The following is a 21,609-nucleotide window of genomic DNA, read 5'->3' as shown; positions in this document are numbered from 1 at the left end:
CGCCGATCCGCCTCGGAGCAGGCTTTGCGCGCAACTGTTCCGAGTCGGAACAGTTCGATGAGCGCGACAACGACGGGGAGTAAATTTGGATTTTCGACTGCTTGATCTATGATTGTGAAAACTGCGTCGCGCGAACAGCACGAGCCGAGCGACGCGACCAAGAGGAAATCGCCAAGCCGCGACTCTGGGAGGAGCCAGAATGTTGACATCCGGCCGACGCATCGACAGTGCCTGGATGACGCTCGAGCAGCGCGGCGCGCTGCCGGCCGAACTTCTGTCCGCGGACATCTACGATAGCTGGATGCGCTGCATTTCGCTTGGCCTCGACACCTTGCGTCCGCCATCGCCCGAACTCGTGAGCAGCGCCGTGCTGCGCCAGGAACAGCAGCGCTGCTCACTGATCCGCGGCCTGGCGCTCGCGGAGATGCACACGTTGCATCAGCAGATCGCCGGCTCGAATTTCATGATCGCGTTTGCGAACGCCGACGGCCTGCTGCTCGACATCATCTCGGACTCGAGCTTCAGTGACACCTCCGACGCCGCGAGTATCCGGCCCGGCACGGTGTGGAACGAAGCCAGTTGCGGCACCAATGGCCTCGGCACGGCGGCTTATCTCAAGCGGGCCATCGTCGTTCACGGACGCGAGCACTTCTTCCCGCGCTACAGCAATCTCACTTGCATCGCGTCCCCGATCTTCGCGCCCGACGGAGAACTGGCGGGAATCTTGGATGCGTCATCGGATTGCATGTCGCGCCAGGCTCACACACAGGCGCTGGTGGCAATGGCGGCAACCCAGATCGAGAACGGCCTGTTCCGCGAGTATCACCGCGGCAACATCCTGATCGCCTTCCACAACCGCGGCGAATACCTCCACACCCTGAGCGCCGGCCTGCTCGCCGTCGACAATGAGGGCCGTATCCTTGCGGCGAACCGCGCCGCGAGCGTCCTGCTGCATGGCCTGCCCGCCTCACCGGGGCGCCGCTTCGCCGATGTGTTTCGCACCAAGTTCAGCGCCTTTGTCGATGAAGGGCGGCACAAAGAACGCCAGCGCCTGCAAGATGAGGTCGGCAGCCAGTTCGTCGCAACCATCGAGAATGCGCGCCAGTTCTCGATGATCCAGGCGGTCTCGCGGCCCCGGCCTCCGGAACCCAAGGGCGTCGCCGCGCAATTCGTGTCGGCGGATCCCGCGATCGCCTCCGTGGTCCAGCAGGTCGGCATTGCGGCCGTCCGGAAGATGCCGATCCTCATCCGCGGCGAAACCGGCACCGGCAAGGAGCAACTCGCCCGCCATGCTCATGCCGCCAGTGGACGGGCCGGCGCTTTCGTCCCGGTGAATTGCGCAGCGCTCCCCGACAGCCTGATCGAGGCCGAGTTGTTCGGCTATGCCGAAGGCGCTTTCACGGGAGCCAAAAAGGGCGGGGCTGCGGGACTGTTCAAGGAAGCGGACGGCGGAACGCTCTTCCTCGACGAGATCGGCGACATGCCGGTGACGTTGCAGGCCGTGCTGCTGCGCTTTCTAGATGATTGGACTGTCCGGCCGGTCGGTGGCACCAAACGTCAGGTCGACGTTCTCCTGGTGTCTGCCACCAATGCCAATCTCGACGACTCGATAGCGAGGGGCCGATTCCGATCGGATTTGCTGTTTCGCCTCAACACGCTGGAGGTGACGTTGCCGCCTTTGCGCGAGCGTTCCGATTTCGCCGAGATCGTGCGGCATTTGATCCACAAGATCGATCCCTTGATGGATTTGACCGAAGGGGCGATCGATCGTTTGGCCGAACTCGATTGGGATGGAAACATCCGCGAACTGCGCAACGTGCTTTCCCGATTGTCACTGGCCGAGCCGGGAGATCTGATCTGCGAGACATCGGTCGAGTCCGTCCTTGCACATTCCGGCGGCGAGCGCCTGACCGGCAAGGCGGCGGGTGGCCTCAAGGCCAATCTGCACGAGATTCAGCGCTCGCACGTGCTGACCGCGTACACCGAGACCGGCAACAACATCAGCAAGACCGCGCGCCGCCTCGGCGTGTCGCGCAATACGATCTATCGCGCCCTGCGCGGCAACAAGGACTAGCACGATCGCGGCCAAGGAGCCGCGGCGACTCGATCCGGCTGAAGCTGGAGGCACTGAAGTCCAGCCCCTCGCCGGGTCCAATTGGGAGCATTGCCATGTTCGAACCGGAAAACAGTCTCGAGGCCCTCATGCAGGCCGCCGCAAGGGACGCCAGCATCGTTCCCGCATTCTATCGCGCGTTGCTCGAGACGGAGATTTACATTCTGACGCCGGAAGCGCCGATGAAACCTGGACGCCGTCGCTCGCTCAAGTTTCAGGAGGAAATCAACGTCGCAACGGTCGATTTCCAGAACATGAGATGGCACCCCGCCTTCACCTCAAAGAAGCGCATCTACGACTACATCAAGGAGCCTGAGGTGTGCCTTGGCGCCGCTGCGCGCAATCTGTTCGAAATGTTGCCTGACTCTAATATCTGGCTCAATCCGTTATCCGAATGTCAGAAGCCGCTGCCCGCCACCGAAATCGCTCTCCTCATGAGTGGCAAGATCTTTGGCATGCCGATGAAGTCCGCGCGATAGGCGCGGTACTTGTGCAACAACGTATCGGCACGACCAGCCAGCACAGCAGGCCACGTCGAACTCGCCGCTGTCGCACTCAGCTCGGACCGCAAGGCGCTCGATGGACCCGTTCGCAGGACGCGTTCTAAGCGGCCAAGCACCAGATGGGATCGAGTCTGCGCCCGTGGGCCACATATCGATATTTCTCCAGCTCCAAGTTTCACGGCGAGGAATGTCGTCTTCAGGCAAGTCCGGTCTGTGGGCTCCCGAAAAACGTACTTTGTTGGGATGATATTGCCGGTGAACCGGCCGTCTTCGCTCCTGGGCCGCCTCGGCGCTACATCACGCGCACCAGATCGCGGAAAGTCGTAGCTTTGCGTATGAAATCGCAGGATTGGTGGGCGGGAGGGCGCTACCGCCAATCCCCCAGTGATAAGGCGTCGGGGGAAGGTGGTAGTGGGGGAGCGCTACGTCGCTAAACCCAATATTTTGGAATCCCTGTTTTTTTATTGGCGGGCAGCCTAATAACTCCCGAGCTAGCCTCCTGATAGCCCGTCAAGAGCCGCCGTTCGCGCGCGATTCCTCGCCACACAAAATGGTGCTCGAATAGGTTCAAATCCCGGATAGGATTTGAACCTATGACCTTCAGGTTATGAGCCTGACGATTGCCGAACGGCTATTCGACACGCTGACCCGCGCGCCAGCCCATCTCCCAGAAATCTGCCTCGAGTCGGGTGGCTTCCTTGAAGATCGCAATCAGTTCTGCCTCGCGGGCCGGTGTGGCGTAGAAATCGGCGAGATGCTCCAAGTGCGCTCGCGCTTTCGCCGCGACCTCCTGGTATGGCGCGCCGGCGTACTCGGTGATCCAAACGCGATAGCGGTTCGTCGCAGCGTCCGCATCGGGTCGCGAGGCGAGCCGCGTGGCGATCTCCGCGTACCCGATCACGCAGGGGGCAAGCGCTACCTTGAGTGCCAGCAGATCGCCGCGCATTCCAGCGTCGAGCACGTAGCGTGTGTAGGCCAGCATCTCGACCGCCGGAGGGGTTTGTTCAAGGTCGCTCGGAGATAGACCCCAACCGGCGCAGAGCTTCACATGAAGGTTCATCTCAACATCAAGGATGGCCGAGAGGCCGGCCGCTGCTTCACGCATGTCTGCAAGCTTGGGCGACTTGTAGACCGAGAGCGCGTAGGCGCGCGCAAACTCGATGAGGAACAGGTAATCCTGCGCGAGGTAGTGACGAAACGCCGCTTCGGCGAGCGAGCCGTCTGCCAATCCGTTCGTGAAGGGATGCTCGGTGTAGGCCCGCCACTCAGCGGATGCTTCTGTCTTTAGACGCTCGAAGAAACTCACGATCTATTTCGCCTGGCTTGCTTTCCCATGAACCTCTTTTGCTCGCTACCGTAGCGCGCGAACCGGGACGCTGACCTTGACAGGCCACGGCGATCAGCCGGCAGCGATGGCGCACGGGCGCACGGAATTCGCTTGCCGTCGGTCGCCGGGACTGACTTGCGTTCTCACGTTATCACCAACAGAACGCTATGCCCTAAGTCCAAATTTCGATTGCAGACGAGCCGCACCAGTTTCGCACCAGAAACAACCCGCACGAAGCGCGGCGAATGTGGTCGAATTCTACGAAAAGCGCAAGAAAATCAACGGCGGCGGCCATTGTCCGGCCGCTCATAACGGTCTGGTTGCAGGTTCGAGCCCTGCCGGGCCCACCAACGTGATCAATAGCTTACCTCGTTCTCGTCGCCCGTAGCGCGACGACCGCACCAGAAACCGCGCCAGATACGTGCTCATTTCGTTCGTGGATAGGTTCGCGCGTCAATCCCGCGACTCGTCAGACGGACAGCGGTTGACGGTGAGCGCGTTGGGCGGCCTTCGATCACCGCGAGCGCATCAATTGAGGACGCTCCGAGGCCCAGCCGGCTCCCATCAAGGGCCCATATTGACATTCGACGTCAGCGTCCAGATTGTTCTTACACGCCGCCAATACTCGCAGTACGGCGTATGGATGCAACATGTTCACGAAGCTACGGCCGCGTGAATCAGCACTCGCCGACAGCGCAACCGAACCGACTCGCTGCCAGCTTGAACTTTGCAGAGTTGGCACTACCGAGTTGCGTGCGCCCCGAACCAAAATGCTCCATAAACGAAGGTCGCTGTCAAACCAATATCGCCAGCTGATTGAAGTCCGATCGGCCGATCGGCAACCAGCGAGCGGCATCTGGAACGAGCTCTGCCACGATCAACAGCGGAATTTCCAACGACATGGCAAGCAGCATACCGGACCGAACCAATAGAGGGATAACGGCTCTGCCCATTATTCCCCCCAGTAGTTCGAGTGGTGGCTAAAGCGGCTTAGCGCTTATCATGCAGCCCACAGCCACCTAGCAAAAAAACGGGGCCCGGCAGGGGTTAGGAGCACCGGGCTCCCTTTCCACCAGATGACTCAATGCTAGCTTCAGTCAGGCACTGGACATGCAGGTTCGAAGGGCGCCTCGACTGGCGTTGTCCCTGATCTTGCCATTACCTTCGCAGGACGTACATTTGACCGGATCGAGTGCCTGGTATAGCGGCAATACGCGAGAGCACCTGCGTCACGGATGCAAGATCACCTTGCCCATCGCCTCGCGGCCAGCGAGCACTTTCAGAGCGCCGGCGGCTTGCGCCAGCGGGAAGGTGCGGTCGACGTGCGACGAGATCTTGCCGTCGGCGGCCCAGTTTACGAGCTTTTCCAGATTGGCGCGATACTTCGGTGGATTGAGCCGCGCCCAAGCGCCACAGAAAACGCCGCGGATGTCGCAGCCCTTGAGCAGCGCCAGGTTGAGCGGCATCTTCGGAATGTCGCCAGCGGCAAAGCCGATCACCAGGAAGCGGCCCTCCCATGCGATGGCGCGCAACGCGGCCTCGGCATAGCTGCCGCCAACCGGATCGAAAATAATGTCGACGCCCTTGCCGTCGGTCAGCCGCTTCAGGCCGTCCTTCAGGTCTTCCTTGGCGTAGTTCAGCGTCAGTTCCGCGCCGTGCTGTTTGGCGAAGGCGAGCTTCTCGTCCGACGATGCGCAGGCGATCACGTTCAGGCCGAGTAGCTTGCCGAGTTCGCAGGCGGCAAGGCCCGTGCCGCCAGCGGCGCCGAGCACGGCGAGCGTCTCACCCGGCTTCGGGCTGGCGCGATCTTCCAGCGCATGCAGCGCGGTGCCGTAGATAACGGTTATCCCCGCTGCGCGGTCGAAATCCAGATTGTCGGGAATTCGCACGATCGACCTAGCAGGCAGCGCGATCATTTCGCGCGCGCCGTTGTAGCCGCACGATGCCACCACGCGATCGCCGACCCTGAGGTCGGTGACGCCGGAGCCGACGCTTTCGATCACGCCCGCAACTTCGGCGGCCGGTGAAAACGGAAACGATGGTTTGATCTGGTACTTGCCCTGGATCATCAGGATGTCGAAGAAATTCAACGCCGCGGATTTAACCGCGATCACCGCTTCTCCGGGCCCGGCCACGGGCGCGGGCACTTCGGCCAGTACGAGATCGTCGGGTTGGCAATATTGCGAGCACAGAATGGCTTTCATGGACACACCTGGTTTCCGGAGGCACCGTTAGAGCTGGAGTATTTCACGCGGGATTTGCCTTCCGGGTACAATCTGTTTCGAATAAGGGGTTGCACGCCTGTTCTTTGATGTCCACGGAGCGATGCAATCCGGAGCGACGCAAAGGCCCTGATTGCATCGTCGCTGCGCGATGAGCGCTACCCGGCCCTGCCGTCTCACTTCGTGAACGTGTCAGTAAGAATCTCGCCGAACAACTCCCAGCGCTCGCCGGTGAAGCGCATCAGCTTAAACTGCTTGTTCATGCGGTAATCGTCCGGGCTGGTCGAGACCGAGATGCCCGGCAGCGCAAGATCGCTGACGTAGTTGTTGAGGCTGGTCACCTGCTTCATCACGTTGGCGCGGGTCAGGTCGTCGCCGCAATTCTGCAGCACCTCCACCATGAGCTTGGCGGTCCCATAGCCGTAGGTGCTCAACCCACTGTTGGCATCGATGCCCGGAACGTGTTTCTCCATGAAAGCCTTGTAACGCTTCATGCCGGCATCATCGGCCCATTGCGGGTCGAGCGGATCCTTGCCGTAATTGACGCTAATGATCCCTTTGGAATTTTCCGCTCCGGCCGGAAGCATTACCTGCCCGACAGGCGTCGCGTTGATGTTCAGGAGGTGAACGGGCTTCCAATCGAGTTCGGCTATCTTCCTGATCGCCTGCGCGGCGAACTTCGGCGTGGCTACATTAAAGAACAGATCAGCGCCGGAGTGCTTCAGCTTGACGATCTGCGAATCCACGGTCGGATCGCTGGTCTCGTAGGATGTTTCCGCCACGATCATGCTGGCCGCCTTGTCGCCCAGCGCATCCCTCAGCCCAACGACGTAGTCCTTGCCGAAATCGTCGTTCTGATAGAGCACGGCGATCTTGGCGTTCGGATAATTGGTGAGGATGTATTGCGCGTAGACATGAGCCTCCGACCGGTAGCTCGGGTTGATGGCTATCGTCCACGGAAAGTTCTTCGGATCCGTGAAGCGTGCTGCACCTGCCGAGACGAATAATTGCGGGATCTTCCTGTCGTTCAGGTACTTCTGGACGGCGGCCTGCGTCGGAGTTCCTACCGACATGAACGTCAGCAGTACCTCGTCGCCTTCCACGAGCTTGCGCGTCTGCTCCACCGTCTTGGGCGGACTGTAACCGTCGTCATAGGACAGGAAGTTGATCTTGCGGCCCCTGATGCCGCCCTGGTCATTGATCATCTTGAAATAGGCAGCTTGCACTTTGGCGATCTGCCCAAAGGCCGACGCCGCCCCGCTATAGGCGATGGTCTGGCCGATCTTGATTTCCGTGTCGCTCGCGCCGGGATCGTATTTTTTTTCAGCTCGCGCAGCCGCGGTCAGCGCAGCGCCGAGTACCAGAGCAAAGATCATGGATGCCGTGAAACGAGCCATTGTGCTTTTCCTCCCAAGTATCGCGGGGCGTTCGCCCGCTTGTTCTTGGTTTTATTTGGTGTAACCGTCGCGATGTCAGATCGAGCGTCCCGTGTTCTCCCAGAACGGCTCGCGAAGTTTGCGCTTGAAAATCTTGCCCGAATCTTCGCGCGGCAGTTCGAACTTGAATTCCACACGCCGCGGCATCTTGTAGCCGGCGATTCTCCCGGTAAGGAATTTCAAGACGCTGGCTTCGGTCAATGCGGCCCCGGGTTGTGGTTGCACCACCGCGCAGACGGACTCACCATACTCAGCATTTGGAATGCCGAATACGGCGCAATCGGCAAGTCCCGGCATGCCTTGCAACTGCGCTTCGATCTCCGCCGGATAGATATTGACGCCACCCGAGATAATCATGTCGTTGGCGCGGTCACACAGGAACAGAAATCCCTCATCGTCGAGATAACCAATGTCGCCAGGCGTGATCAGGCCACCAATCTCGGCGGCGCGACGCTTTGAATCGTCGCCGTGATAGGTGAAATCGGCAAGCCCCCGGAGCCTCATCGCGACCACGCCGGCCGTGCCACGCGGCACCTCCTTGCCCGACGCATCGAGAATGCGGATTTCGGCACCAGGGATGGCCCGGCCGACAGTGCCCGGATGAGCGATCCATTCGTCGGTCGTGCAGAAGGTCACGTTGCCGGTCTCGGTCGCACCGTAGTATTCGTTGATGATCGGTCCCCACCAGTCGATCATGGCGCGCTTGACGTCCGGTGCGCAGGGTGCCGCGGCATGGGCGACGAAGCGTAGCGACGAGAGATCGTATTTGGTGCGCACGTCGTACGGCAGCTTGAGCAACCGGTTGAACATGATCGGCACCATGTTCAGATGGGTGATGCGGCGCTTTTCGATAAGGCGAAGCAGATCCTCGGGATCGAAGCGTGGGGTGACCACGATATTCGCGCCCGACTTGAACGAAAAATTGGCATGCGCGTTCGGAGCCGCGTGATAGACCGGACCGACGATGGCGGTGACGATCTCGGACGGGCGATCGAGAAGCTCGGTAAACCCGTAAGAACGAGCCAGCATGCCGGAGTGGACGGCGCTCTGCTCGGGGGTCGGTATCGTTCGCTTGACACCCTTGGGTCGCCCCGTCGTCCCGGACGTGTAGATGATCGTGCTCGGAATCTCGGCCGGCGGCGTCACGTCAACGGCAAAACTCTCCCGCCATGTCTCCCAGTTCAAGGCGCCTTCCGGCATCTCCGTCATCTCGTCGTCGAGCCCGTAGGCGCTGCGGATTTCATCCGGCACCGGGACGACAATCACCGTTACGCCATCCGGTACGCCCGCTCGCAGCGGCTTGAACAGATCTGCATGGATGACAAGAACCTTCGCCCCGGAATCGATCATCAGGTATTGAAATTCATCCAGCGTATAGTGCCAGTTGACGGCGACGCGAAAGGCTCCGATCTGGCCTGCCCCCACGCCGGCCTCAAAAAACGGAATGTCGTTGCGTAGGCATAGCGCGACGCAATCACCGGGAACGACGCCGAGGCTTCGAAAGCCCGTCGCCGCCTGGGAAATCCGTCGCGTCATTTCAGCGGCATCGAACTCACGATCGCCGATCCACATTGTGCCCATCGATGCACTGTCCTTCACAATTTTTCCTGGGAACCGCCATCATCGGTCCCCCGGTCCGGATAAAGCTCGGAATGGGTCATTGGCTGATGATGTCGCCGAACAATACCCATTGTTTTCCGTCGAAGCGTTGAAGCTGCATCGAGGTCACGGGCGCGGATTGGGTCGGGCTTGTCTTCACCCGAATACCCGGCAACGTCATCGACGGTTTGAAGTCCAGATTCAGCGCCTGCTTCATGACGTTGGCGCGCGTGAGATTGTCGCCGGCCTGAGTGAGCACCTGCACGATCGTTTCGCTGACGGTGTAGGCTCCGACATTCAAGGCGTCCGACATGTCACCCTCCGGATAGTATTTTTTCATCCAGGCGGCCCAGGCGAGATAGCCCGGATCGTCATGCCATTTCGGGTCCGTGGGATCCTTCGATGCCGTTGCGGTGATGACTCCGATGGAGTTATCGAGGCCCGCGGGTCTCAGCACCGCGCCCACCGAACTGACGCCCCCGGTGAGAATGTGCACGGGCTTCCAGCCCAGTTCGGCGGCTTTCCGAATGGCCTGTGCGGCGAATTTCGGCGTCGAGGCACTGAAGAACACGTTCGCACCCGTCGCCTTCAACGCGACCATCTGGGAATCGATCGTCGCGTCGGTGATCTGATAGGCGGCTTCGCCAACGACCATCGTGCCTGCCCGCTCGCCGAGACCCTCCTTGAGGCCCGCCAGATAGTCCTTGCCGAGATCGTCGCTCTGATACAGCACGGCAATCTTTGCGTCCGGATAATTGCTGAGAATGAATTTGGCGTAGATCTTCGCTTCGATATTGAAGTTGGGCTGGAAAGCCATTGTCCACGGGAAATTCGCTATGTCGGTGAACTTGCGGCCCCCCGCAGCGATGAAAAGCTGAGGTACCTTCGCGCCGTTCAGGTATTTCTGGACCGCGCTGTTCGGCGCCGTTCCAAGCGAATTGAACATGAATAGCACGCGATCCTCCTCGACGAGGCGGCGCGTCTGCTCGACGGTCTTCGGTGGACTAAACGCGTCGTCACGCGAAATGAATTCGATCTTTCGCCCGTTGATACCGCCGTGCGCATTGACCATCTCGAAATAGGCTGCATCGGCCTTGCCGAGTGTACCGTAGGCGGACGCCGGCCCGCTATACGCGACCGTATTTCCGATCCTGATTACGGTGTCCGAGGCGCCGGGATCGTAGGCCTTCTGCGCAACTGCAGGCTCAGCGGCGACGCTGAAAGCCACGAGCGCGCACACCCAAATCAAGACATTCACCTTCATGTCGCTTCCCCGTATCGTTTTGTTGATGCGCCCCGTCGATGCGTTGCGCTTTGTTCTCTCGAATGAGAGCCGTCGAGCTCACAACGTGTGAGACACGGCCTCCCTCATGCGATCGCTTGGGATTCTCTGTCTCGTAGGGAAGCCACGGAACCGTCGTGCAACTCGACCTTCTCCCTTGCGAAAGCGCCAATTCAATTCTTTCTGAGACTCCAGATCTGCTTCGAAGCCCCACGGCATGGCGCTTCCCTTCAGATCACGCTCGACCACAAAGATGGGGCTAAGGACGACCAACGGTCCAATCGAAAATTCATGCAAACTCAATCCAAATTGGTTATGGATTGCGCGCTCTGACACGATGGTACCCACGCCGAAGCTGCCTGTTGACCGGCCGTTCGATGCCGGCTCGCACCGGCGTACAATCCGAGCCGCCTGGGCCCACGCCGCGGCTCCTTCAGAGCAACGGCGTCATCGGCCTGGCGGCTCTGGCGGCGGCCAGGGACTCCTTGTCGGTGTCGGGCTCGCCCTGCATGGCGTTCAGGATCTGGGCGCAGCGCATCTCGACAGCCCCCCGGTACTCGTGGTGCGAGATCATGTAGAAGCGCTTCTCCTGCATCGCCGCGAATGTGCGCCGCGCGATCTCCGCGGGCGGCAGACCGCGCGAAAGGTACTCACGCGTTCGTTCGCGCGTACCTTCCCGCGGCTCCGTGAGGCCGGCGCCGAGCGCCCCGGCCGGCCTGTTCCGGTCGGCATGGGATATCGACGTCGCCACCGCGCCCGGACAAATGACCGTGACGTGGATGTCGTGATCGCGCAGTTCGTGGGCAAGTGTTTCCGACATGGCCACGACGGCGTGCTTGGTCATGGAGTAGATTGCCGCGCCATCGGGGCAAGTCATCAGACCGGTGATCGAGCCGGTGTTCACGACATATCCGCCGTGCCTCGCCGAAATCATCGCGGGCAAGAGAAGCGTCAGTCCGTTGGCGACACCCAGGATGTTGACGTTGATCAGCCAGGTCCAATCTTCGATCTTCGCAGTCGACGCCGCCGCGCCCCAGGCGACGCCGGCGTTGTTGAAGAGCGCGTAGGGCGCGCCGAATTGCTCCAGGGTCTCGGCAGCGACGGCTTCGTATTGCACGCGGTTGGTCACATCGAGTTGCCGGGCGACGACGTCGAAACCGCCGGCGGAAAGCTCATCCGCAGCCCTTTCCAAGACCGGGGTTTCGACGTCAGTCATGATGACCTTCATCCCGTGCGCAACGCATTCACGCGTGAGCGCAAGACCAATGCCGCTTGCAGCGCCGGTGATGAAAGCCAGTTTTCCGGAAAGCTCCATGTGGATCCTCGTTGTTGTGCTGCTGACAATCGTACGCAGCCTGTCTGGGTTGCTGTCGGCGCAACGCGCTTCAGCTCACCTCAAGACCCTGGAGCCCGCCTTCCTCACGCCACGCCTCCAAGACCTTGATGAAGGCCACCGGCCCTGCCCCATAGGGGCTGTTCTGCATCGCCACCGGATTGGGCCTTCCTTCGTTGTTGTAGTAACCGGGCGTGCATTCCTCCTGGAACTTCTGGCGGAGGCGGGCCAGCGACTTCACTTTCTCGATCCACGCCTCCTCCGCCTCGGCGCTGGCCTCCACGCGCGTCGCCTGGCGATCGCGAGCATGTGTCACGATGTGGGCGATGTGTTTGGCCTGCTCGTTGAGCATGTGCGGGTAGCTGGCGGCCAGAGCGGCCTGCGCGATGCTCATGATGAAGCAGTTCGGGAAGCCTCGGACATGCATGCCGTGCAGGGTCCGAACGCCGTTGGACCAGTAGTCCGTCAAGCTGGTTCCGTCTCCGCCGTATAATTCGAAGCCGGCGCGTCGCGTGTACGAGGTCCCCACCTCGAACCCGGTCGCAAAGATCAGGCAGTCGACGCCATATTCCTTGTCGTCAACCACCACTCCGCCTTCAGTGATGCGCTCGATTCCGCGCCCACGGGTATCGACCAATGTCACATTGGGTCGATTGAAGGTTGGTAGGTAGTCGTCGTGGAAGCAGGGGCGCTTACAAAACTGATTGTAGTAAGGCTTCAATGCCTCCGCCGTCTGCGGATCCTGCACGATAGCGTCCACGCGTGCCCGGATCTGTTCCATCTTCTTGAAGTCGGCCAGCTGGGTGTGTTCGGCCATTTCCGCCGGCGCGCGCGCAACATCGCTTGAGGTGCGTACCATGAGCAGAATGTTGCGGATGATGTCGGTCCAGCCATCGTTGACAAGATCCTCGTCCTGGTGGCCGCCAGACGTCAGGATGTTGAAGTTGTCCATCCGCCGCTTCTGCCAGCCTGCCTCAAGGCCGGCGACCCAAGCAGGGTCGGTCGGTTGGTTGTTGCGCACATCGACCGACGATGGCGTGCGCTGAAACACATAGAGGTGCTTGGCGGCCGCCCCGAGATGAGGAACGCATTGGACCGCCGTGGCGCCCGTTCCGATGATCCCCACCCGCTTGTCGCCGAGTCCAGCAAGGGCGCCCCTCTCACTACCGCCGGTGTACTCGTAGTCCCAGCGGCTGGTGTGGAAGACCTTGCCATTGAAGGTTTCGAGTCCGGGAACACCCGGCAGTTTGGGGCGATGAAGCGGTCCGCTCGCGAGTGCCAGGAACCGGCTTCGGATCGCATCGCCGCGGTTGGTGCGCACGATCCATCGGTCCGCCTGTTCGTCCCAATGCATGCTGGTGACTTCGGTTTGGAACAAAGCCCCCTTGTACAGATCGTAGTGGCGCCCGATTCGTCGGTGGTGTTCCAGGATCTCAGGACCGCAGACATACTTCTCGGTCGGGACAAAGCCGGTCTCTTCGAGGAGTGGGAGATAGACATAGCTTTCGATATCGCACGCCGCGCCGGGATAGCGGTTCCAGTACCAGGTGCCGCCGAAATCGCCGCCCTTCTCGATGATGCGGATGTCCCTGACGCCTGCGTCGCGCAGCCGCGCTCCGGCCAGAAGGCCGCCGAAGCCGCCCCCGATGACAACGACGTCGGCCTCATCGCTGAGCGGCACGCGAGTGAAGCCGGGGGACACATAAGGGTCGTCCCCGAACCGCGCGAATTTTCCCGTAATCTCCTGATACTGGGCGATGCCGTCGATGCGCAAACGCTTGTCCCGCTCGGCCAGATACTTGGCGCGCAACGCTTGCGGATCGAAGCCCGGGCTCTGGTTGATGAGACCCGGCGGGTCGCTGATCGTCGCACCAGTCATTCTTCCTCCTCGCCTTTCGTCGTTCGGATACTGCTCTGCGGAGCCTCATCCGCTCATTCCGGACGCCCGTCTCCGTCTTGCGGCCGCACCCAGCCGCAAGAGGGTGACATCGAGCGTCCAACAATTTGCGCTTCACCCAGCCAAACTTGGCCTTGCTGATCGGTCGTCATCGGATTTCTTCGCTTGAAGTGTGACGCGCCAGGTGTCGCTCCAACCTATGCCTCGTTGAATTCCTTGATCTTCAGTTTGCCGAGTTGCGACATGTGCACTTCGTCCGGACCGTCGGCGATGCGCAGCATGCGGTTCAGGGTGAAGAAAGCAGCGATCGGCGTGTCGGAGCTGACGCCCATGCCGCCGTGCGACTGGATCGCGCGGTCGGTGACGGTCTGGGCCATTTGCGGTGCGATCACCTTGATGGCGGCGATCAGATCGCGCGCGACCTTGTTGCCATATTTGTCCATGGCGTCGGCGGCTTTCAGCGTGAGCAAGCGCGCCTGCTCGATCTCGCACCAGGAGCGGGCAACGTCCTGACGGATGCTGCTTTGGTCCGAAAGTTTCTTGCCGAAGGCAACGCGGCTTTCGACCCGCTTCGCCATGATCTCCAGCGCGCGCTGCGCCTGGCCGATTGAGCGCATGCAGTGATGGATGCGGCCCGGGCCAAGACGTCCCTGCGCGATTTCAAAGCCGCGGCCCGCGCCCAGAATCATGTTGGACTTCGGAACGCGCACGTTCTCCAGACGCAGTTCCGCCTCGCCGCCGGGAGAGTTCATGCTGCCGAATACGGTCTGATTCCGCACGATGTGAATGCCGGGTGTTTCACGCGGAATGATGATCGTGGAATGCTGAGTGTGGCGGCTGTTTTCCGGGTTGGACTTGCCCATCAGCAGCAGCAACTTGCAGCGCGGGTCCATGATGCCGGAAATCCACCACTTGCGGCCATTGATGACGTAATCGTCGCCATCGGCCTTGATCGACGTTTCCAGATTGGTGGCGTCGGAAGAGGCGACCTGCGGCTCGGTCATGAGGTAAGCCGAGCGAATTTCGCCGGCGAGCAGCGGCACGAGCCATTGCTTCTTCTGCGCCTCCGAACCGAACTTTGCTAACACTTCGATGTTGCCGGTGTCAGGCGCGGCGCAGTTGAAGACTTCCGACGACCACGGAACGCGACCCATGATTTCGGCGAGCGGGGCGTATTCGAGATTGGTGAGGCCCGGACTGTAGTCGCCGTATTCATGCGGCAGAAACAGGTTCCAAAGGCCCTCAGCCCTTGCCTTCGCCTTGAGGTCGTCAACGCCCGGCCAGTACTTCCAGAGGTTCTTGTGGTCGGAGGTCCAGTCGTAGCGGGCCTGTTCGGCCGGATAGATGTGGGCGTCCATGAAGCGCTTGAGGTGCGCGATCAGCTCCTTAACTTTTTCAGAATGATCGAAATCCAATTTTTCTCTCCCATTATCGACGCCAGCGCCGGATTGGCCATAACAATTGTGATCCGGAGCTATTTGCTCGACGATACCGGGAGCGGTCCAATAGATTAGTTTTGACAGATCGATCCAGTCTTCCTATCAATAAGGAGCACATGGATCTCGACGCCAAACCCTATCGCTGCTTTTTGGCGGTCGCCGAACACGGATCGTTCGGACGGGCGGCGGCAGTCATGAACATGTCGCAGCCCGCCTTGTCGGCGCTGATCAAGGAATTCGAACGGCGGCTCGGCTTCGACTTATTCACCCGCACAAGTCGGCGGGTCGAATTGACGGCACAAGGCAGCCTATTTCTGGGAAATGCGCGGCGGATCGTTACCGAAACCGAATTCGCGCGGCGCATGGCGGGCGACATCAGCGCCAACCAGCTTTTGATCGGTGCAACTTATTACACCGCGATCATCGCCGAACGCATTGCGCTGACCGACGGACATCTACGCGACAATCCGGATATCCCCACCCGCATTTCTGTGCGCACGCAGCGCGCGATCTACGAAGACCTGCAGCAAAAGCGGCTCGAGCTCGCGATCGTGCTCGAACACGAGGCGACCCCCAGCCAGCAATCGATGTTCACCGACGAGATACCGTCAGAGGGCATCGAGCGTCTCGTACTGCGCCGCCGGGCTTTGCGCCTGCTGACGCCGCAGGAGGGCCCGCTTGCAGGGCTTGCATCGATCCCGCCCGCAAGGCTCGCCGACGAAAGAATCGCGATCATCAATCGTTCGCACGGCGTCTCGCTATCTGAAGCAGTGATCCAAAAATTCACGCAGGCGCGGGCCATTCTGGTCCGACCGCCCGAAGGCAATGCCTTGGCAGTGGAGAGATATGGCGCGCTGATGCGTATGTCCGCTGTGACGCTCGGCTGGTTCGACGATCAGCCCGCACGCGCCAATGACCGCATGGTTGCGCGGGATATCGAGGGCATGGATGTCGCGACCACGCTCGTGCTCGCGCGCGGTGTGCAACCGGCAAGGCCGGCTGCCGAAGCGTTCTGGCGTGCAGCGAAAGCTGCAACCATCGCATCCGCCACCATAGCGAACTCTGGTTGACAAACCTGATGTGAGAGCTTGGTTGATGAGCCGCGCAGACGGCCATCTTTCCATGATCATGGGCCGCGTGCCACTCGCGCCCCATGCAGATGCTCAGTGAAGGATCAGCCGTTGCGGGCCATCAGTCCGCCATCAACAGGAATGATTGCGCCGGTCAGAAACGAAGCCGCCGGCAAGCAAAGACTGAGGGTCATATGGGCAACTTCCTCCGGGGCGCCGTAGCGACCAAGCGCGGTTCTCCGTCTTGCGTAGGTCGCTTTGTGCTCGTCGCTGATCCGCTGCGTCATGCCGGTTGTGATTGGGCCGGGGCAGATGCAGTTGACCGTAATTCCTTCGCGGCCAAGTTCGACCGCGAGCGAGCGCGTAAGGGCGACGACACCGCCTTTTGCGGCGGAGTATGCGCTCTGAAGCGCCGTGGCACCGAGCGCCTCGGTCGAGGCAATGTTTACGATTCGCGGAGATTTGGATTTGCGCAGATAGGGAAGCGACGCTCTCACGATCCGCTGATGTGCGGTGAGCAGGATTGCCAGTTTCCTGTCCCACTGATCTTCGTAGCCCGGCGCATCGATCGCCATTGCGCCGGAAACGCCTGCATTGTTGATGACGATATCAACACCGCCAAAATGATTGGCCGCCTCATCTACTACGGTTCTAATTTCACCGCCGTCCGCGACGTCGAGTTTCCACGCCTTGGCATTGTATCCCTTGCTTGCGAGCTCACGCGCGACTTCGTCCGCGCCAGCCGCCGAGTAATCGGTAACAGCGACATTTGCGCCTTCAACCGCGAACAGACGCGCGGTTGCCCGCCCCATGCCGCTTGCAGCCCCCGTCACCAGGACCGTCAAACCTGTAATTGACCGGCTGAGTTCTCTGTAGTCACGCATGATTTTGTCCATTTTCACATGTCTTGAGACAGAAGCGCGGCTGAAGAACTCAGGCCTTCTGCGGATCGACGATGATTTTGATGCTGCCTTCGGGCGAAGCAAGCGCTTCGAAAGCTGCGGCCACTCCGGACAGCCCGACCGTGCCCGAATACAGCGGCGCGACATCGACAATGCCGTCAGCGATATCGCGCAGAGTCGCGGCGAATTCATCCGGCGTGTAGCCCAACACGAAGCGGATGTGCAATTGCTTGCTGATCGCAAGCGCGGGAAAGATCTTATCTTCCTCCATGCAGACGCCGACTACGACGATCTGCGACTGTGGCGGCGTCTGCTCGATGATCGCCTGCAGCATCCCGGGCGCGCCCACGCATTCGAACACCAGAGCGGTGCGAATATCGCGGCGCGTCGTTCGCGCCGCGCCGAGCTCCGCCAGGGTCCCCGGCACGTCGAATGCGGTCCAATGGGCATGCGGCGAAGACGTCGCGGGATCGACGATGATGTCGGCGCCTAGCCGCTCGGCGATGGCGCGCCGCTTCGCGGAATAATCGGCGGCGATCACCGGGCCGGCGCCCCTGCGCTTCAGAGCGGCGATCACCGCCAGTCCCACCGGGCCGCAGCCAAGCACCAGCGCCGGCGGGCGCTCCGACAGATCGGCGGCCGCGACCGCATGCGCCCCCACCGCCATCGGTTCGACCATGGCGGCATATTCGGATGAAAGACCGTTCGGCACTTCCAGCAGCATCGCCTCGGTCAGCACCATCTGTTCTGCGAAACCGCCGGGGAAGCGCGTGGAATAGCCGATCACCTCCATCCCCTTCGGGCCGATCGCGTAGGGAACAGACACGACGCGCGTTCCCGCCTTCAATGTCTTCCTTGTGTCCGGGCCATGATCGAGAATCTCGGCGCAGAATTCATGTCCCATCACCAGATCGCAGGTGAGATCGATCGCCGAAGCGCCGCCGGCCCGCCGTCCCATCTCCACTATCTTGTCCAGGTGATGCACGGCATGCAGATCGGACCCGCAGATGCCGCAGGCCAAAGTCTTCACCAGAACCTGACCGGATGACGGCGTGACGTCACCTACTTCGGCCTGCATCAACGACTTGCCGCGACGCACGACTGCTTTCATCTGTCTCTCTCCCTATCGCCCCGCGACACGCGATCTCTTGGCATGCGTCGCGTTATCTGCAACCAGATCCCCGGTGTTGATGATCACGCCGTCGCGCTGATTCTGCATGGGCGCTATTTCGCCCCCGGGATGTTCTCGTAATAGGGAATGGCGATCTCCTTGTTGGACTTCATCGCGCCCATCATCGCCGTCGTCACGGGATGCACGATATCGGGATCGATGAGGAGGTTGATGCAGGCGGGCAGACCCGTCGCCTGCGCACGGCGAACCGCCGGCCCGATGTCCTCGTAGCGCGTGACCTTCTCGCCGCCGCAGCCGAACCCCTGCGCGACCAGGTGGTAGTCGGACGCCGCGAGTTTCACCGCCGCCAGATGCTGGCGGCCGTAGATGATCTCCTGCCCGTGCTGCGACATGCCCCAGCAGGCGTTGTTGTAGATGATGGTAACGATCGGTAAGCGATGGCGCGCCATCGTGTCGAATTCGGCGATGTTGAAGCCGGCGGAACCGTCGCCAATGACCAACGCCACGGGCTTGCTGGGCCGTGCGCGCGCGAGACCGATGGCGAAACCCTGGCCGATGCCGAGACAGCCGAGATAACCGTTGCCAAGCGCAAGACCCGGACCTGGCGATTTCAGGAACGGCCGGACCCACGAAGGCGCCTCGCCGCCGTCCAGGACGACCGCCGTGTCGGGTGTCAGCGCTTCCGCCACAGCCCGCGCGGCGTGGAAGGGATGGAGCAGGCCCGGTTGCGTTTCATGCGGGGCGTCCCTGAAGGACGTGATCGCCGCGCTTCCGCACTTCCTCAGAAGGTCCGTCCATTCGTCGCGAGCGCGCCACTCGCGTTTGTCCGCGCGATCGAGCATGACCGCGAGCGCTTCGCCGCAATCGGCGACGATGCCGAGGTCGGCGGCTTTCAAGCGGCCGATCTCCGCACCGTCGATGTCGATCTGCGCGAGCTTGGCGTCGTGCGGCACGATGGTGCCGCTGCGCCCGCCGAGAAACAGGCCGGCGCGCGCGCCGAGTTGCAGCACCACGTCAGGCTTCTGCTTCGCGATCGTCGCGGTCGTCGCCAGCACGCCTACCATGCCGACGTTCTGCGGATGATCAGCGGCCAAGACGCCGAGCGCCTTGCCGTTGACGGCGACGGGAATCTTTGTCCGCGCGGCAAAGGTTTTGAGCCGCACCGCGCAGGCGGCCGAAATCGCGCCGCCGCCGGCGATGATCACCGGCCGTTCGGCCCGCGCGAGCATGTCGAGCAGACGGTCGATTGCGTCGGCCGGCGCGGAGGGCCTTGTGAGCGCATATGGCTCTGGAAAGACGAGGCGATCGCTTTCGACCGGCGCAAACATCACGTCGATCGGCACTTCGAGAAACACCGGTCCGGGCCTGCCCGACAGCGCCATGCGAGCAGCCTTGTCGACGAGGTCGGGAATGCGGTCGGCATGGGTGATGCGATGCGCCCATTTCGTCACCGGCGCCGCCATGGCGACCTGATCGAACCCGCCCTGCAGCGGATTGGTCGCGACCTCGCGCAACGGCGGCGAGCCGGCGATGAACAGCACGGGCGAGGCGTCGAGCCAGGCGCTCGCGACCGCCGTCAGCGCATTGGTGAAGCCGGGGCCGGCGGTGATGACGGCGACGCCTAGTTTTTCCGTGGCGCGCCCGTAGGCCTCGGCGGCGTGGCCTGCGGAGGCCTCGTTGCGCATGTCGGTCAGCCGGATGCCGGCGTCCGGGCAGGCGACGAGAAAGGCGTCGAGATGGCCGCCGTGGAGCGTGAAGACCTCGGTCACATCAAGCGCGCGAAGCGTTTGCGCGAGTGCGGCGCCGCCGCTGATCCTTCCCATGAAATTCCTCCCGTTCGCGCCTGTCTCGAACGCGTTGAGCCTCGTATATGACCGGCGCCATCCGAGTATCTCTGCCGCTCGGGTGGCGATCCGAACGATTCATTCGCTAATGAAGTCTCCAAGCAACTGCCGGTTCTTCCCGTCAAAGCGCTGGAGCTTTATGAAATCGCGTTCGGCCACGAAAATGGGCTAACCACGCGCCCCCGGTCCAATCGAAAATTCATGCAGATTCAATTCGAATTGGTTATCGACCGCGGCGTGACATGCCGACTGAGATGCCTATCCTGAAGCTGCGAGTTTCTTTTCAGCTCAGACCGTGAGAACCGCTGCATCGCTCCAACGCTCTAAGCCTTGGTCCGTAACCGCCGGCACGTGGAACGGCTATTCAGCTGTAGCTGCACGTTGGCTGCGTTGGAGATGGTGGAACGCAATATGAAGGCGACGTCGGCAATCATACTTCAACGACGCTCGATCATCCCGACAGCGCGTTCCAGCAGTGCAACGCAGGAGTTGTGCAGGCGCTCCCCCGTCTCGACCGGCGCCTTGCCGGCGCAGGCGCGCGCGAATGTGCCTTCCAGAATGAGGCCGAGCTTGTAGCACCCCAGGACGCCATACCAGGCGATGTTCGAAACATCGCGTGCGGTATGTTTTCCGTAGTACTCGATCAATTCTCCTATCACAGGAAATCCGCCCCACGGCTTCACGCGGGTGCCGGAGGTTCCCCGGCCTTCCGGATCAGGCCAAGTCGCCATGATCCAACCGAGATCGACCAACGGGTCTCCGATCGTCGCCAGCTCCCAATCGACGATCGCAGCGACTTGCGGCACGTCGGAGCGGTAGAGAACGTTGGACAGGTGATAGTCGCCATGCAGGATGCCCGGCTGAAACGATTTTGGTTGATTCTCGCTCAGCCATTTGCCGATTTCATCCACATGCTTCAGCGATTGTGGCCCGGGCCAGCCGTCATATTCGCGATAGCTTTCGAGCTGGGCACGCCAGCGTGGAGTTTGACGCTCCAGAAACCCGTCGAGCTTGCCGAAATCGCCGAGCCCGACAGCGACGTGATCGACGCAGCCAAGCGAAAGCAGCGCGTCGATGATCGAAAAGCCCATCTGCCGCCGCAGATCTGCAGACTCCGAGAAAGGCTGGGGCAAGGCCATACCGGCGTTGAATCCGTCGATCGACTCCATCAGGTAGAAGGTGCCGCCGAGCACGTCTGGCGTGTCGCAAGCCGCGATCAGGCGAGGATGCGGGACGTCCGTGTTGGCAAGCGCGCCGAGCATGCGCGCCTCGCGCCTGTTGGTGAAATTGCCGTCCATGCGCGGATGACTCGGCGGCCGCCGCAGCACGAACGTGCGCCCACCGCGCTTGAACCGCAGCAGTATGTTCTGCGTCCCGCCAGCAAGCGGCACGGCGTCTACAATTGGACCGGATTCCAGGCCCAACCCGTCCATCCATGCAGTAAGCTTGTCGAAATCGACCAGTTCGCGCCAGTTCGGTTGAATCATCTATCCCTCCACGCGCGCGATCC

Annotated in this window: 16 protein-coding genes; 3 read left to right on the top strand and 13 right to left on the bottom strand. The window is 61.4% G+C overall.

Annotated features, from left to right (window positions below):
- Nucleotides 1-199: 199 nt before the first annotated feature.
- Together JQ573_RS24390 and JQ573_RS24385 are read left to right on the top strand one after the other, a co-directional pair.
- A complete protein-coding gene (locus tag JQ573_RS24390; protein WP_212315932.1) occupies nt 200-2,074 on the top strand; it encodes a sigma-54-dependent Fis family transcriptional regulator in 1,875 nt (624 codons plus the stop codon).
- 95 nt (nt 2,075-2,169) lie between these two features.
- A complete protein-coding gene (locus JQ573_RS24385) occupies nt 2,170-2,592 on the top strand; it encodes an SseB family protein (protein WP_212315933.1) in 423 nt (140 codons plus the stop codon).
- 655 nt (nt 2,593-3,247) lie between these two features.
- Here JQ573_RS24385 and tenA read toward each other — a convergent pair.
- From tenA to JQ573_RS24340, 9 genes are all read right to left on the bottom strand, one after another.
- Nucleotides 3,248-3,922: a thiaminase II gene (tenA, locus tag JQ573_RS24380; RefSeq protein ID WP_212315935.1), complete on the bottom strand. Its 675-nt coding sequence runs from the start codon at nt 3,920-3,922 to the stop codon at nt 3,248-3,250.
- Between the two features lie 535 nt (nt 3,923-4,457).
- Entirely contained in the window at nt 4,458-4,799 is a 342-nt protein-coding gene (locus tag JQ573_RS40935; protein ID WP_212315937.1) for a HEPN/Toprim-associated domain-containing protein, read from the bottom strand.
- A 373-nt stretch (nt 4,800-5,172) separates the two neighbouring features.
- Nucleotides 5,173-6,147, bottom strand: coding sequence for an NADPH:quinone oxidoreductase family protein (locus JQ573_RS24370; RefSeq protein WP_212315938.1), 975 nt, complete (start codon nt 6,145-6,147; stop codon nt 5,173-5,175).
- Between the two features lie 194 nt (nt 6,148-6,341).
- Nucleotides 6,342-7,562: an ABC transporter substrate-binding protein gene (locus JQ573_RS24365; protein ID WP_212315940.1), complete on the bottom strand. Its 1,221-nt coding sequence runs from the start codon at nt 7,560-7,562 to the stop codon at nt 6,342-6,344.
- Nucleotides 7,563-7,637: 75 nt separating this feature from the next.
- Nucleotides 7,638-9,200, bottom strand: coding sequence for an acyl-CoA synthetase (locus JQ573_RS24360; RefSeq protein WP_312011610.1), 1,563 nt, complete (start codon nt 9,198-9,200; stop codon nt 7,638-7,640).
- Nucleotides 9,201-9,258: 58 nt separating this feature from the next.
- The gene (locus tag JQ573_RS24355) at nt 9,259-10,464 is read right to left on the bottom strand and encodes an ABC transporter substrate-binding protein (protein ID WP_212315941.1); all 1,206 of its coding nucleotides are present in this window, start codon (nt 10,462-10,464) and stop codon (nt 9,259-9,261) included.
- A gap of 451 nt (nt 10,465-10,915) precedes the next feature.
- Nucleotides 10,916-11,797 (bottom strand): SDR family NAD(P)-dependent oxidoreductase, encoded by an 882-nt coding sequence (locus JQ573_RS24350; protein ID WP_212315942.1) that lies wholly within the window; start codon nt 11,795-11,797, stop codon nt 10,916-10,918.
- Nucleotides 11,798-11,867: 70 nt separating this feature from the next.
- Complete coding sequence (locus JQ573_RS24345; RefSeq protein WP_212315943.1) at nt 11,868-13,694, bottom strand: NAD(P)/FAD-dependent oxidoreductase; 1,827 nt, start codon at nt 13,692-13,694, stop codon at nt 11,868-11,870.
- 215 nt (nt 13,695-13,909) lie between these two features.
- The gene (locus JQ573_RS24340; RefSeq protein WP_212315944.1) at nt 13,910-15,127 is read right to left on the bottom strand and encodes an acyl-CoA dehydrogenase family protein; all 1,218 of its coding nucleotides are present in this window, start codon (nt 15,125-15,127) and stop codon (nt 13,910-13,912) included.
- A gap of 140 nt (nt 15,128-15,267) precedes the next feature.
- Between JQ573_RS24340 and JQ573_RS24335 the strand changes: the two genes are divergently transcribed.
- Entirely contained in the window at nt 15,268-16,221 is a 954-nt protein-coding gene (locus tag JQ573_RS24335) for a LysR family transcriptional regulator (protein ID WP_212315945.1), read from the top strand.
- Between the two features lie 104 nt (nt 16,222-16,325).
- Here JQ573_RS24335 and JQ573_RS24330 read toward each other — a convergent pair whose 3' ends face one another.
- The 4 genes from JQ573_RS24330 to JQ573_RS24315 form a co-directional block, all read right to left on the bottom strand.
- Complete coding sequence (locus JQ573_RS24330; RefSeq protein ID WP_212316461.1) at nt 16,326-17,105, bottom strand: SDR family NAD(P)-dependent oxidoreductase; 780 nt, start codon at nt 17,103-17,105, stop codon at nt 16,326-16,328.
- 49 nt (nt 17,106-17,154) lie between these two features.
- Entirely contained in the window at nt 17,155-18,234 is a 1,080-nt protein-coding gene (locus JQ573_RS24325; protein WP_212315946.1) for a zinc-binding dehydrogenase, read from the bottom strand.
- Nucleotides 18,235-18,347: 113 nt separating this feature from the next.
- Nucleotides 18,348-20,078 (bottom strand): thiamine pyrophosphate-binding protein, encoded by a 1,731-nt coding sequence (locus JQ573_RS24320; protein WP_212315947.1) that lies wholly within the window; start codon nt 20,076-20,078, stop codon nt 18,348-18,350.
- A gap of 458 nt (nt 20,079-20,536) precedes the next feature.
- Nucleotides 20,537-21,586, bottom strand: a complete 1,050-nt coding sequence (locus JQ573_RS24315; protein WP_212315949.1) for a phosphotransferase family protein — start codon at nt 21,584-21,586, stop codon at nt 20,537-20,539.
- Nucleotides 21,587-21,609 lie beyond the last annotated feature (23 nt).

It is taken from the genome of Bradyrhizobium sp. AUGA SZCCT0105 (assembly GCF_018129565.1).
GTDB lineage: Bacteria > Pseudomonadota > Alphaproteobacteria > Rhizobiales > Xanthobacteraceae > Bradyrhizobium.
The sequence above is the reverse complement of the archived record's forward strand: the minus strand, read 5'-3'. Positions and strand labels throughout refer to the sequence as shown.